Source organism: Lysobacter sp. Soil_N_23 (assembly GCF_057656135.1).
Genome location: NZ_JBDGKY010000017.1, coordinates 1 through 14,191 on the forward strand (window position 1 = coordinate 1; position 14,191 = coordinate 14,191).

The 14,191-nt window shown below is 67.2% G+C and carries 12 protein-coding genes; 1 reads left to right on the forward strand and 11 read right to left on the reverse strand.

The features are described 5' to 3' along the window. Positions 1–184: 184 nt before the first annotated feature. The 11 genes from AC3A3X_RS13050 to AC3A3X_RS13100 form a co-directional block, all read right to left on the reverse strand. A complete protein-coding gene (locus AC3A3X_RS13050) occupies positions 185–1,489 on the reverse strand; it encodes an ABC transporter permease (protein ID WP_487583457.1) in 1,305 nt (434 codons plus the stop codon). A gap of 15 nt (positions 1,490–1,504) precedes the next feature. Then, positions 1,505–2,662 carry an ABC transporter permease gene (locus AC3A3X_RS13055; RefSeq protein ID WP_487583458.1) on the reverse strand — a complete coding sequence of 386 codons (1,158 nt, stop codon included), beginning with the start codon at positions 2,660–2,662 and terminating at the stop codon, positions 1,505–1,507. Between the two features lie 150 nt (positions 2,663–2,812). Further along, the gene (locus AC3A3X_RS13060) at positions 2,813–3,508 is read right to left on the reverse strand and encodes an ABC transporter ATP-binding protein (RefSeq protein ID WP_487583459.1); all 696 of its coding nucleotides are present in this window, start codon (positions 3,506–3,508) and stop codon (positions 2,813–2,815) included. Between the two features lie 72 nt (positions 3,509–3,580). Next, on the reverse strand, positions 3,581–4,840 hold the full coding sequence (locus tag AC3A3X_RS13065) for an efflux RND transporter periplasmic adaptor subunit (RefSeq protein ID WP_487583460.1): 1,260 nt from the start codon (positions 4,838–4,840) through the stop codon (positions 3,581–3,583). Positions 4,841–4,970: 130 nt separating this feature from the next. Then, complete coding sequence (locus AC3A3X_RS13070) at positions 4,971–6,344, reverse strand: leucyl aminopeptidase family protein (RefSeq protein ID WP_487583461.1); 1,374 nt, start codon at positions 6,342–6,344, stop codon at positions 4,971–4,973. Beyond that, entirely contained in the window at positions 6,341–7,057 is a 717-nt protein-coding gene (locus AC3A3X_RS13075) for an HAD-IA family hydrolase (RefSeq protein ID WP_487583462.1), read from the reverse strand. Before AC3A3X_RS13075 ends, AC3A3X_RS13070 begins: the two co-directional genes overlap by 4 nt. A 242-nt stretch (positions 7,058–7,299) precedes the next feature. Beyond that, positions 7,300–8,415: an AI-2E family transporter gene (locus AC3A3X_RS13080; RefSeq protein WP_487583516.1), complete on the reverse strand. Its 1,116-nt coding sequence runs from the start codon at positions 8,413–8,415 to the stop codon at positions 7,300–7,302. A 2-nt stretch (positions 8,416–8,417) separates the two neighbouring features. Then, the gene (locus AC3A3X_RS13085; protein ID WP_487583463.1) at positions 8,418–8,855 is read right to left on the reverse strand and encodes a hypothetical protein; all 438 of its coding nucleotides are present in this window, start codon (positions 8,853–8,855) and stop codon (positions 8,418–8,420) included. Between the two features lie 33 nt (positions 8,856–8,888). After that, on the reverse strand, positions 8,889–9,389 hold the full coding sequence (locus AC3A3X_RS13090; protein ID WP_487583464.1) for a phage holin family protein: 501 nt from the start codon (positions 9,387–9,389) through the stop codon (positions 8,889–8,891). 111 nt (positions 9,390–9,500) lie between these two features. Next, positions 9,501–9,863 carry a hypothetical protein gene (locus AC3A3X_RS13095; protein ID WP_487583465.1) on the reverse strand — a complete coding sequence of 121 codons (363 nt, stop codon included), beginning with the start codon at positions 9,861–9,863 and terminating at the stop codon, positions 9,501–9,503. Between the two features lie 67 nt (positions 9,864–9,930). Continuing rightward, a complete protein-coding gene (locus AC3A3X_RS13100; protein WP_487583466.1) occupies positions 9,931–11,364 on the reverse strand; it encodes a trypsin-like peptidase domain-containing protein in 1,434 nt (477 codons plus the stop codon). Positions 11,365–11,934: 570 nt separating this feature from the next. Between AC3A3X_RS13100 and AC3A3X_RS13105 the strand changes: the two genes are divergently transcribed. Further along, positions 11,935–14,088, forward strand: coding sequence for an adenosylcobalamin-dependent ribonucleoside-diphosphate reductase (locus tag AC3A3X_RS13105; RefSeq protein WP_487583467.1), 2,154 nt, complete (start codon positions 11,935–11,937; stop codon positions 14,086–14,088). Positions 14,089–14,191 lie beyond the last annotated feature (103 nt).

Genomic DNA, 14,191 nt, shown 5'->3' on the forward strand with positions numbered 1-14,191 from the left:
AGCGGGACATGGATGTCCCGCGCCCCGCATTCGGACAGGATGTCCGACTAAGGGGCGGAGCAATCCCCAGCCCGGCGAACGACGCCCTTCCGCAGGAGCAAGCCGGGCAACGCCAAACTTCAAGCCCCAAAAGAACAGGGGCGCCGAAGCGCCCCTGCTATCACCGTCCCAAAGCAACCGCGCCTTACGCCGCGCGCAACGCCTCGGTCACCGGCAGCCGCGCCGCGCGCAGCGCCGGGAACAGGCCGCCGACCAGGCCGATGCCGAGCGCCCACTTCAGGCCGTTCCACAGCAGCTCCGGCGAGACCTTGAACTGGAACACGACCTGGCTGAAGTTGTTGCCCAGTGTCGACACCGTGTAGCCGTTGAACACCAGCCACGCCAGCCCGGCGCCGATCAGCCCGCCCAGCAGCGCCAGCAGCATCGTCTCCAGCATCACCGCCACCACCACCGGCACGCCGCGGAAGCCGATCGCGCGCATCGTCGCGATCTCTCGTGCGCGGCCCGCGACGGCGGCGAACATCGTGTTGAGCGCGCCGAACACCGCGCCGATCGCCATGATCGTGCCGATCACCTTGCCCAGGATGTTGATCAGCTTGGTCAGACCCTCCGACTGCTTGGCGTAGTAGTCGTGCGTGGTCTGCACGTCCAGCTTCAGGCGCGGATCGCCGGCGAGCGCGGCCTTCAGGCGGTTGAAGCCGTCCTTGCCATCGAGCTTGGCCGTCACCGACTGGAACGCCTGGCGCTGATAAGCCGGTCCGAGCACGTCGACGTCGGCCCACAGTTCCGAGTCGTGCGAATCGCCGGACGAGAACGCACCCACCACGGTCCACATCTGGTTGGCGAGCTTGAGCTGCTTGCCGACCTCCAGGCCGACGAACTGCTTCTGTGCGCCGCGGCCCACCACCAGCTCGCGCATGCCGGGGTTGAACTTGCGGCCTTCGACGATCTTCAGCTTCGGTCGCAACGTCCACGCCATCGGACCCACGCCGCGGAACTGCACGTTGGCGTCGGTGCCGTCGGCTTTGCTGACCAGGTTGACCACCTGCGACAGCTCCGGCGAGAACACCTGCTGGCCGTTGGCGTCGCGCGCGATGCCGGCCAGCGACGAGATCAGCGGCACCTGGTCGCGGGTGATGACCGAATTGGTCTCGGCCTGCGAACCGCCGCGCAGGATGATCGCGGTTGTGTCGCTGCCGGTCTGGTTGAGCGTGGCCTTGAAGCCTTCGCCCATTGCCAGCATCGCCACCAGCACGCCGACCACGCCGGCGATGCCGACCACGATGACCGATGACGCACCCCAGCGTTGCGGCAGGCTCGCCAGGCCGATCTTCGCCGCCTCCCATGCCAGTCGCCCGGAGCGCGTGACCAGCAGCCAGGCCACGAACAGCACCAGCACCGCCAGCACCAGGTACCAGGGCAGCAATGCCCAGGCCACCAGGCCGGCGATGAGCAGGAGGGCGATGCCCAGATTGATCAGGAATTTCATCAGGATCTCCTTGGCTCAGCGGCCGGCGAGGGCATCGACGATGTTCAGGCGCATGCCACGCAATGCCGGCAGCAGGCCCACGATCACGCCAATGGCGAGCATCAAGCCCAGTCCCAGTGCCCAGGTCTGCCCCAGCACCGTCGGCAACTGGATCATGCCGCCGCTGGCCTTGCTCACGCCCGGCATCAGCAACGCCGCGATGCCCATTCCGATCACGCCGCCGAGCACCACCAGCAGGATCGATTCGGCCAGCACCAGCCACAGCACGCTGCGGTTGGAGAAGCCGATGGTCTTGAGCACCGCCAGTTCCGGAACGCGCTCGCGCACCGCCTGCGCCATCGTGTTGCCGGTCAGCAGCAGCAGGGTGAAGAACACCGCAGCCATGATGCCCGTGACGATCAGGCCGATGTCGGCGAACTGCTTGGCGAAGGCCTGGTTGAATGCCGCCTCGGTCTGCGCCTTGGTTTCGTGGTCGGAGTTGGCCGAGAGCGAGTCGATGGTCTTGGCGACGCCGTCGGAGTTGGCGCCATCGGCGACCTTGACGATGTACCAGCCGACGCGACCCTTGACGTAGTCGTTGGCCTCGTCGAAGTACTTCCAGTGGAAGAACAGCACGTTCTCCTGCGCTTTCATCTTCTCGTCGTCGATGCGGAAGATGCCATCGAGCTTGAACGACCAGTTGTTGCTGCCCTGGGTCGGGAAGATGGTCGCCTGCAACGGGATGGTGTCGCCGATCTTCCAGCCGTGGCGCTTGGCCAGAGACTCGCCGACGATGGCGCCGGTGCGGTTGCCTTCCCACGCCTTGCGCTGCTCGGCCGGGAGCTTGAACTCCGGATACAGGTCCAGGTAGCCGGGGCCGACGGAGAAGTTGGCGAAGAAGTTCTTCGGATCCTGGTAGATGCCGCCGAACCAGGCCGCGTAGGCCGACTGCTTCACGCCCGGGATCGTCTTGATCTGCGTGTCGAGGCTGTACGGCAGCATCTGCGTGATCGACAGGCGCGAAGCAACGACCAGGCGGTTGGCGCCGGTGACGCTGCCACCGGAGTTGAACGCCACGCGCACCGAGTCGAGCATCCCGAACAGCAGGAATGCGGTTGTCACCGACAACAGCGTCAAAAACGTGCGGGTCTTGCTGCGGAACAGCGCGGCCCAGATCAGGTGCAGGTATTTCATCTCTGCTTCCTCGAATCTCTGATGATTCCTTCTCCCGCGCGCGGGAGAAGGGGCCCGAAGGGCGGATGAGGGCAGGCGGCCGATAACCTATCCGCGCGCTGCCCTCACCCCAACCCCTCTCCCGCAAGCGGGAGAGGGGCTATCGATGTGTCAGTGCTCCACCGCCAGCTCACGCTCGACCAGGGTGCCCTTGTCGAGGTGGATCGTGCGCTGGGCGTGGTCGGCGGCCTTGGGATCGTGGGTGACCATGATGATGGTCTTGCCGTGGTCGCGATTGAGCGACTGCAGCAGCGCCAGGATCTCCTCGGCGGACTGGCGATCGAGGTCACCGGTCGGTTCGTCGCAGATCAGCAGGGTCGGGTCGGATACGATCGCGCGGGCGATCGCCACGCGCTGCTGCTGGCCGCCGGACAATTCATTCGGGCGGTGCTTGCCGCGATCGGCCAGGCCGACCAGCTGCAGGGCGATCTCGGCGTTGCGCTTGCGCTGCGCCGACGACAGCTTGGTCAGCAGCAGCGGCAGCTCGACGTTCTTCTGCGCGTTGAGCGTCGGCATCAGGTTGTAGAACTGGAAGACGAAGCCGACGTTGTGGCTGCGCCACTGCGACAACTGGCCGGCACTGAGCGTATCGATGCGCTGGCCGTCGACCTGGATCTCGCCGCCGGTGGGCGAGTCGAGACCGCCGATGAGGTTGAGCAGGGTGGTCTTGCCCGAGCCGGACGGGCCCATCAGCGCGACGAAGTCGCCCTTGGGGATGTCCAGGTCGATGCTATGCAGCACCTCCACCTTTTCCGGACCGCGTTGATAGGTCTTCCTGAGATTGCGGATCGAAACCAGCGTAGACATTGCGACGTCCTCGATACGGTAGGAGGAGGAACTGCGTGGACTTCCAGTTTGGATTGCTGTGCGGTCGGATTTCTATTCGCTTGCCGAATCGCCGTCCTGCTCGGCGCCGGCGGCGGCAACGCGCACGCGGTCGCCATCGGCCAGACTCGTGGGAGGATCGAGCACGACCGTCTCGCCGCCTGAGAGGCCCTGCGTGACCTCGCGGTCATCGCCCAGGCTGCGGCCAACGCTGACTTCGCGCCGTTGCACCTTCTCATCAGAGACGACGAAGGCGAGTTGCTTGCCGTCGCGATTGCTGATCGCCGCGGCTGGCACCAGCACGCCCGGCTTCTGCTTCGGCGCATCGGCCTTGCCGGCTTCCAGGAAGCTTACGCGCACGCCCATGTCGGGGACGATGCGCGGGTCCTTGGCCTTGAGCGCGACGCGCACCTTGACCGTGGCCTTGCCGCGGTCGGCGGCGGGGATGATCGCGATCACCTCGGCCGGGATCTTCCAGTCCTGGTAGGCATTGAGCGTCGCCTCGACCGGCATCTTCGGCTGCACGCGGCCGATGAAGGCCTCGCCGACCTCGACCTCGATCTCCAGCGAATCCATGTCGACGATGGTGCCGATGCCGGTACGGGTGAAGCCGCCGGTAGCCAGCGGCGAGACTATTTCGCCCGGCTGCGCGGCCTTGGCCGTGACCACGCCGGCGAACGGCGCGCGCACGATGGTGTTGTCCACGCCCAGGTCGGCGATGTGCAGGCGGTCGCCGGCAACCTTGGCGTTGCGTTCGGAGGTGGTCAGCTCGGCGCGCAGCGAATCGCGCGCGGCGATGGCTTCGTCGTACTGCGCCTTCGACACCAGCTGCTGGTTGACCAGCGTCGACAGGCGGCGGGCGTTGGCTTCGGCCTCGGACAGGCGTGCGCGCACGCTCTCGACCTGGCTGCGCGAGGCGCCGACCTGGGCGTTGGCGAGCGTGCGTTCGGCGTTGGCGTCGATCGGATCTAGCGTGGCCATGACCTGACCTTCCTCGACCTTCTGGCCTTCCTCGATCATCACCTCGCGCACCTTGCCGGTGATCTTCGCCGACACCGTAGCCATGCGTCGGGCGACCACATAGCCGGTGGCATCGAGCACGGAGGCGTTGCCGCCGTTGCCGATGGCGGTGACGGTCGCGGTCCGGACTTCGACCGCGCGTTCGCGGCCGAGCACGGCCCACGCCGCCAGTACCAATACGAGCACACCCGCAGCGACGGCGAGCGCGATCCACAGGCCGCGGCGTGAAGCCGGCGGCGGTGGCGCGCTACGGTCTATGCGCAATTCCTTGAGCAGGTCGGACGAGGCAGTCATATGCACACCAGACGCAAGACGGCGCCTAGTGTGACGTCACAGAACCGATTGCGCCAACCTGCCGGAAGTCAGTTTGTGCAGGAGCCGAACGGGCCCGGAGCAGGGGGACGGGGCAGGGATATCGCTATCACTACGTCGAGGACAGCTTCCTGAGCAGCCCATAGGCGCCGCGCAGACCTTGCGCTTCACCGCCGGCCGGACGGCCCGGACGGTCGCTGTCGTTCCAGCTGTAGACGTCCAGGTGCGCCCACTTCTGCGTGGCCGGAACGAAGCGCTCCAGGTAGATCGCAGCCGCAATGCTGCCGGCCATCTTCGACGGGCCGCCGTTGGCGATGTCGGCGACGGTGCTGGTCAGGTAGCGCAGGTACGGCCGCCACAGCGGCATGCGCCACAGCGGATCGCGCTGCTCGATGCCGGACTCCAGCCACAGCCGCGCGACGTCTTCGTCGTTGCTGTACAGCGCCGGCAGGTCCGGACCCAATGCGATGCGTGCGGCACCGGTGAGCGTGGCGAAGTCGAGCAGCAGCGCCGGCTTCAGCTCGCCGGCATAGGTGAGGGCATCGCACAGGACCACGCGGCCCTCGGCATCGGTGTTGTCGATCTCCACCGACATGCCCTGGCGCGTGGCGATCACTTCGCCCGGGCGGAACGCATTGGGGCCGATCGAATTCTCGACCGCCGGCACCAGCAGGGTCATGCGCAGCGGCAGCTTGCGCGCCATCACCAGCTCGGCCAGGGCGATGGCATGGGCGGCACCGCCCATGTCCTTCTTCATGTTGCGCATGCCGTCGGCCGGCTTGAGATCGAGGCCGCCGGTGTCGAAGCACACGCCCTTGCCGACGATGGCGACGTGCGGGTGTGCTTCGTCTCCCCAGCGCAGCGCGATCAGCCGCGGTGCGCGGTGGCTGGCGCGGCCGACTGCATGGATCGCCGGGAAATTGCGGGTAAGCAGGTCGTCACCGCTGATGACCTCGATCTGCGCGCCGAAACGCTCGGCCAGTTCGCAGGCCACCTGCTCGAGCTGGTCCGGGCCCATGTCCTCGGTCGGCGTGTTGACCAGGTCGCGCACGCGGATGCATGCGGCGAGCTGGGCGAATGCTTCGTCGTCGCCGCGGGTCTGCAACTGCGCCGGCTGGCGCAGCGGTTGCTTGTAGCGGTTGAAGCGGTAGCTGCCCAGGCCCCAGCCCAGGTGCAGCGCCGAGCGCGCCTCGGGCGCGAGGTCGGTCGCCAGCGACCAGGCACGCACCGGCAGCGCGTAGGGCGCGTGGCCGTACGAATAGGGATCGAGCAGATCGGCGACACCGATCACCGCAGCGGCAATGCCACCATCGGCGGCGGGCAGCGTGATCGCGGTCCATGGCGAACCGTCGAATGCCTGCGCATCGAGCCAGGCCAGTACCGAAGCCTCCTGCGTCGCGCGCCACTGGCCGATCGTGTCGCGGCTGACCACGTGCAGTGGCAGGCTGTCGATGCTCGCGTCGGCGAAACCGTGCGGGATGCTCATGCGGTCAGGAGTTCCGGTTGTTGTGCGATGTCCAGCCAGTCGGCCAGTGCGGACAGTGTGGTGAATTCGAGGTCGGGGCGGAGGTCGGCGTGCGGCCAGCGTGCGCTTTCGCGATTGATCCAGCAGCTGCGCAGGCCGGCGCGATGGGCGCCGACGACGTCCATCTCGACGTCGTCGCCGACGTGGAGCACGTCGCCGGGTGCCAGCTCGAGCTGGCGGCACGCGGCGTGGAAGATGCTCGCCGCGGGCTTGGGCGTGCCATGTTCGCGCGCCCCGAGCTGGAAGACGAAGTGCGCGGACACGCCGACGCGTGCGAGGTCGGCATTGCCGTTGCTGATCGCCGCCAGTGGCACGCGTGCGGCCAGGCGTTCGAGCGCGGCAAGCGAATCGGGATAGAACTCGACGCGGTTGCGCTCGGCGTAGAAGGTTTCGAACGCGGCGTCGGCATGGACCGGATCGTCGCCGCTGAGTTCCATCGCCCGCACCAGGCTCAGCTTGCGCAGCTGGCTGAAGTCGTGGGCGAGGTCGGGACGCTCGATGAACACGCGCTCGCGCAACTCGCGCATGGCGGCGATCGGGAAGCGCCGCGCGGTGCCGGGGCAATGCTGCTGCAGCCACTCGTGCAGCACCTGCTCGACCCGCGCCCCGATCGGCGCGAACGGCCACAAGGTGTCATCGAGGTCGAGGGTGATGGCGCGGACGGGGAAATGCATGGCGATATTTTAGCCTGTTTGCGGTGTGAACCCCTGACTCCATCGCCATCGCCATCACCATCACCATCACCATCACCGTCATCCCTCCATCACCGTCATCCCGGCGAACGCCGGGATCCAGTTCGAAGGCTCAAGGCTGGAGGTGAAAGGGCGGGCGCTGCCCATGGGTTACGGGCCTGGATCCCGGCGTTCGCCGGGATGACGGTAAGGGCCGGGGACGGTAAAGGGTGGGTTGGGCTACCTCACTCCAACAGCCGCGCCCAGCCCCCCATCCCCTCGATCCGGTCCAGCACCAGCTTCACGCACACCAGCAACGGCACCGCCAGCAGCAGGCCGATGATTCCCCACAGCCAGCCGAACAGCATCAGCGCCAGGATCAGCACCAGTGGCGACAGGCGCATGCGCCGGCCGAGCACGATCGGGGTGACGATTTGCCCTTCGATGGTGTGCAGGATCAGGTAGATGCCCGCCGGCAGCAGCGACGGCAGCGGCTTGTCGAACGCGACGAAGCCCATCAGCAGCATGATCACGATGCCGATCAGCGGGCCCACGTACGGCGCGAAGTTGAGGATCGCCGCCATCGTGCCCCACAGCAGCGCCTCCTGCAGCGGCACGCCGAGCCAGTACAGCGCACCGGCCAGGGCCAGGCCCAGGGCGACATTGATCAGCGTGATGGTCAGGACATAGCGCGAGATCTCGCGCTCGATCGAATGCAGGAGGTCGACCGTGAGTTGCTTCTGCTGGCGCGTGGGCAGCAGCGCGATCGCGTTGCGCTGCAGGTTGTCGCCATAGACCATGAAGAAGAACGTCAGCAGCACCACCGCCAGCACCGACGCCACGCGCCGCGGCGTCGCGGTCAGCGCCTTGTAGGGTTCGTTGAGTTCGGTGCGGATCACCTGCACCGGCTTGCCGGTGCTCTCGCCACCGGCGGCGCGGGCGATGTTCTGCGCGGCCTTGTTGGCATCGAGCATCGGCTTGGTCAGGTCGCGCAGCTTGGGCGCGATCGACTTCATCTCGCGCGGCACCTGCCGCACCCACTCGCCGGCCGGTTCGATCAGCTGGTTGCCGAGCGCGCCCGCCGCCGCCAGGCCGCCGGCCAGCACCAGCACCGCGCCGAGAAAACGCGGGATGAAGAGCCTCTGCAGGCCGCGGATGATCGGGTTGCCGACCAGGGCGAAGAACATCGCCAGCAGCACCGGCAGGATCAGTTCCTGCGCCGCCCACAGCGTGTAACCGACCGCGAGCGTGGCCAGCACCACCGCTGCACTGGTCGACCGCGGTCGCGGCTGCAACGGGCTCGGTGGAACCTCGCCGTCGTCGGGCAGTCCCGGCTCGGAAGGTGTCTCGGGTTCTGGGATGCTCAAGTTTCGACTGGATCGACGACGGCGACGCGTGCAGCTTGCACAGTTGCCTCGGCGCGCGCCAGCGTCGCGGCGTCCTCGTCTTCGGTCGTCGCGGTCGCAGCAGTGGCCGGCCCCGCTGAGCCGGCCGCCGCGTCGGCACTGGCGGCTGCATCCTGCGCACCTTCGGCGGCGACTTTGGCGCTGCCGCTGGCGAACAGGCCCGACACCATCGTCAGCACCTGCATCAGTCCGCCGCCCTTGCTCAGGGTGCGCAAGGGTTCGGCGCGGCCGACGACGAACCCGGCGACCAGGCCGGCGATCACGATCCTGCCCGGCGTCCACGCCTCGCGCCACGAGGTGCGCAGCCGGTCGAGGTCGGCGGCGACGCCGCGCTCGCTCGCCTCGAGCACGTCCTCGGCCTGCTCGACCTTCTGGATCAATTGATCAAAGCGCATGGCGCGATCTCGCGGAGAGGGTCACGGCATTGGTCATGGCGGCGCTGCGTCAGTGTCCTGGTCGTTCTTCTTCGGAGGGTTCTGGCTGGCTTGCGCATGGCGCCTGGCCGCATCGCGCGCGGACTCGCTCGAGCCGGGGCCGGGCATGATGTCGGACAACTCGCCGATGCCCAGCCGCGCCAGCTGCCGGCGCGTGGCCTGCAGCCGGGTGTGGTCGAAATAGTGCATCGCCCGCCAGCAGGCGTAAGCGGTGACGGCCAGGCTCAGCAGCGCGGCGACCAGCATCGCCAGCAACCACGACAGGCCCAGGCTGGTGAGCAGGGCGACCAGGCTGCCCATCAGGAACAGCCACGCCGAGGCGCCGAAGACGATCGCCACGCCGGCGAAGGCGAGGGCGCGACCGAGCGCGCTGCGCGCCAGCGACAGATCGGCGGCGACCAGGCTGCGCATCGCTTTCGCCGATGCGGTTGCGGCGCTGAGGCTGGCGCGTGCGGTGGCGCCCAGATCCTGCAGCGTCTCCCCCAGGTCAGGCATCCGGGCCGATCTCCCGGGCTCCTGGCCATCGGGCGCGTTGCTGTCGGGGTCGCGCCCGTCGGGTTCGCGTCCGTCAGGCGCGCGCTCGTCCCCGGCCTGGCTCACGTGGGCTTACTTGTCGCCGCTGCGGGCGAGCTTGGCGATGATCCAGCCGGCGGCGAATGCCACGCCGAAGGAGGCCAGCGGACGCTCGCGGATCAGTTCGGCGGCGCTGTCGATCAGGTCACGGCCCTTGTCCATCAGTGCATCCACCTGTTCGCGGGCGACGCCACCGGCCTGTTCGGCCGCAGCGATTCCCGACAGCGCGGAGTCGGCCAGGTCGGCTTTCACGTTGGCCTTGCCAACGCGCAGTTCATCGCCGGCCGCAGTCGCCGCGCCGCGCAGCGCCTCGCCGGCATCGGCGGCTGCCTGCTTCAGGTGTCCGCCTGCTTCGCTCAGATGGGTCTTCATGCCGTCGCCGGGGGTGGAATTCATCAGGTACTCCTCCAAAGGTCGCAGGTCTGTCCTGCCCAATGTGACTTGAAGTCAGGGTGACCCAAGGTCACTGCATCGGCAAGTTGCCCTGCCGGCCGCCGCCGCGGACGACGCGCAGGATCAACTGTGCAGGAGCCTGCGTGAAGCTGGCGCGGAAACCCGGAAGATCGTCGAACTTGCCGGTGGTGGCGGCCGTCACGATGTCGTCCTTCTGCAGGCCGTTCTGCGCGGCGCGGCTGCCACGCGCGACCGATTCGACCAGCACGCCCGAGTAACCCGACTGGCGCAGGCGCTCGGGCAGTTCGGCGAACACCGCGCCGGCCAGTCGCGGATCCAGTTCCATGCCCTGGAACGATTTGGGTTGTTCGCGCAGCGAAGTGGCCAGCTGGATCGCCTTGCCGTCACGACGCACGTCGAGCGCGACGCGGCTGCCCACCGCCTGCAGGCCTTCGAAGTTGCGCAGCGCATCCGGGTCGTCGATGCGCTCGCCGTTGGCGGCGACGATCACGTCGCCCGGCTTGAGTCCGGCCGCGGCGGCACCGCCACCGGAGTAGACCTGCGTGACCAGCGCGCCGCGCGCCTCGTCCAGGCCCAGGCCCTGCGCCAGTCGCGCATCGACCGCCTGCGATTCCAGCCCAAGTGTTCCGCGGATGACCACGCCGTTGTTGGCGATCAGCTGGCCCATGATGTTGCGCGCCAGGCTGGTGGGGATGGCGAAGCCCAGGCCGATGTTGCCGGCCATCGAGCCGCGCGGGTTGAAGCTGGCGGTGTTGATGCCGACCAGTTCGCCGTTGAGGTTGACCAGCGCGCCGCCGGAGTTGCCGGGATTGATCGAGGCGTCGGTCTGGATGAAGTTCTGGAAGCCCAGCCCGCGCAGGCCGGTACGGCCCACGGCCGAGACGATGCCCGAGGTCACCGTCTGGCCGATGCCGAAGGGATTGCCGACAGCGACCACGAAGTCGCCGACGCGCAGCGCATCGGAGTTGGCCAGCGGCAGCGCGATCAGGTTCGGCGCGGCGATGCGCATCAGCGCCACGTCGGTATCGGGATCGGACCCCAGGAACTCGGCCTTGAGCGTGCGCCCGTCGGCGAGCGTCACCGAGACTTCGTCGGCGCCTTCGATGACGTGGTGGTTGGTCAGCACATAGCCGCGCTGCGCGTCGACGATCACGCCCGAGCCGAGCGACTCGTTGATGCGCTCCTGGGTCAGCTCCGGGAACATGCGCCGGAACATCGGGTCGCCGCCGAACGGGCTGACCTTGACCCGCTGCTTGGTGTGGACGCTGACCACGGCCGGGGTGACCTTGGCCAGCATCGGCGCCAGCGACGGCAGCGGCTGGCCGCTGACCACCGCAGGCAGCGCGGCGATCGCCGGAACGGTCGCGGCGGCGGCGGGAGCGGCCTGGGCGGGCGTTTCCAGGCCGTCGCGGATCGCGGTGGCGGCAAAGCCGCCGAAGGCGGCGGCCAGGGACAGGGTAAGCAGGGTCGGCAGAGGGCGCATCGCGTCGTTCTGGGTGGAGGGAAGGTGGGCGTCCGCCGCATGCTGCGGCTGAACGGCACAGTGTCTGGCAAGACCACTAAATAGGCCATGAAGTTTCCGGCATCCGTGCCGTCTCCGCAGCCCCCTCCAGCGGCAATCGCGCCCGCACCGCCCTTGCAAGTGCACGTGCCGCAGTGCGTCGCCGACGGCCGTCACGAATTGAGACAGCGATCAAAAAAGCGTTGACTAAATCCAGGACCGGGTTTAGCTTGAACCCTCGCCTCTGCCCACTACATGTAGTGGTTTGCAGGCGACGGGAGCCCAAAGCTAGGGATTTCCGGCTTAAAGTTGCAGTACTGTGAGCGTCCTCGGGGGATGGCGCGGAACGGGAGCAAGATGAGCCCTTATTCGAACCAAAACCAATGCTTCGCGGACGCGCAAGACCGGTCGCGGGCATCGCCGTCGGCGACCCTGCCGTCGACGGGCCTGCTGTCGACGGGCATTAGGTCGACGTTGGCACAGCGGCAACCAATATAAGAATCCACCGGCAGCGGTCCCGATCCGCTGCCAGAACGAGGAGAAAGGACAGGCATGAGCACAGTGCGCCTCGAGGCGGTCAAGGCGGCCGCGGCTGACAGGGAAATCCCCATGCAGCCCGCTTCCCAGGACATCTGGGACAAGAAGTACCGGCTGAAGACCAAGACGGGGAAGGCCGTCGATTCCGATATCGACGCCACCTACCAGCGCGTGGCCAAGGCCCTGGCCGAAGCCGAGCCCAATGCCGAGAAGCAGCAGTACTGGAACGAGCGGTTCGTGTGGGCGCTGCGCCGCGGGGCCATTCCCGCCGGCCGCATCACCTCCAACGCCGGTGCCCTGGAGCACAAGCCGGCCACCTCGACCATCAACTGCACCGTCTCGGGCACCATCGAGGACTCGATGGACGGCATCCTGGAGAAGGTCCACGAAGCGGGCCTGACCCTGAAGGCAGGTTGCGGCATCGGCTACGAGTTCTCGACGCTGCGTCCGCGCGGCGCCTTCGTCGCCGGCGCCGGCGCCTACACCTCCGGCCCGATGTCCTTCATGGATATCTACGACAAGATGTGCTTCACCGTGTCCTCGGCCGGTGGCCGTCGCGGCGCGCAGATGGGCACATTCGACGTCTCCCATCCGGACGTGAAGGACTTCATCCGCGCCAAGCGCGAAGACGGCCGCCTGCGCCAGTTCAACCTGTCGCTATTGATCACAGACGGCTTCATGGAAGCGGTCGACACCGACGCCGACTGGCCGCTGGTGTTCCCGGTCAACATGAAGGAAAAGGGCGACATCAACCTCGACGACGCGACCCAGGTCGTGTGGCGCGAGTGGCCGACCCACCGCAACTACATCGTCCGCGAGGACGGCCTGGTGGCCTGCAAGATCTACGGCCACATCCGTGCCCGCCACCTGTGGGACATGATCATGGTCTCGACGTACGACTACGCCGAGCCAGGCTTCATCCTCATCGACCGCGTCAACGAGATGAACAACAACTGGTGGTGCGAGAACATCCGCGCGACCAACCCCTGCGGCGAGCAGCCGTTGCCGGCCTACGGCGCCTGCCTGCTGGGCTCGGTCAACCTGACCAAGTTCGTGCGCGACCCGTTCACCGACCAGGCCTCCTTCGACTGGGAGGAATACAAGGAAGTCGTGCGCGTGTTCACCCGCATGCTCGACAACGTGGTCGAGGTCAACGGCCTGCCGCTGGAACAGCAGCGCAACGAGATCATGCGCAAGCGCCGCCACGGCATGGGCTTCCTCGGCCTGGGCAGCACCGTGACCATGCTGCGCATGAAGTACGGCAGCAAGGAGTCGTGCGAGTTCACCGAGCGCATCTCCCGCGAGATGGCCGTGGCCGGTTGGGAAATGGGCCTGGCGCTGGCGAAGGAAAAGGGCGCCGCGCCGATCATGGACGAGCTGTTCGCGGTCGACGCCGAGATGCTGCGCAAGCGTCCGGAGATGGTCAAGGACGGCTGGAAGATCGGCCAGGACATCCCGGGCCGCGTGCTGCACGCCCGCTACAGCCGCTACATGCAGCGCGTCGCCGCGGTGGCGCCGGAGCTGGTGGACGAGCTGGCCGAGACCGGCGCGCGCTTCACCCACCACAGTTCGATCGCGCCGACCGGGACGATCTCGCTGAGCCTGGCCAACAACGCCTCCAACGGCATCGAGCCGTCGTTCGCGCACCACTACAGCCGCAACGTGATCCGCGAAGGCAAGAAGTCGAAGGAAAAGGTCGATGTCTACTCCTACGAGCTGCTGGCCTACCGCGAGCTGATCAACGCCAAGGCCATGCCGTTCTCCGACGAGGAGCACGCCAGGCTGCCGGAGTACTTCATCTCCGCCGACGACATCTCGCCCAAGGAGCACGTCGACGTGCAGGCCGCGGCGCAGAAGTGGGTCGACAGCTCGATCTCCAAGACCGCCAACGTCCCGACCGACTACCCGTACGAGCAGTTCAAGGACATCTACCGTTACGCCCACCAGCAGGGCCTGAAGGGCTGCACCACGTTCCGCTTCAACCCGGCGGCCTTCCAGGGCGTGCTGGTCAAGGAAGCGGACCTGGAGAACACGACCTACCGTTTCGAGCTGGAAGACGGCAGCGTGCTGGAGGTCAAGGGCAACGAACAGATCGAGTACGACGGCGAGATGCACACCGCCGCCAACCTGTTCGATGCCTTGAAGGAAGGGTATTACGGTAAATTTTAGGTGATGGTTATAGGTATTAGCTTGTAGAACAATATCTTAGGTGTGTTTAGTGTCTGTCTTGATGTCTGGCACGATGGGGGGTATCTTCTCGTCGTGCCAGCTT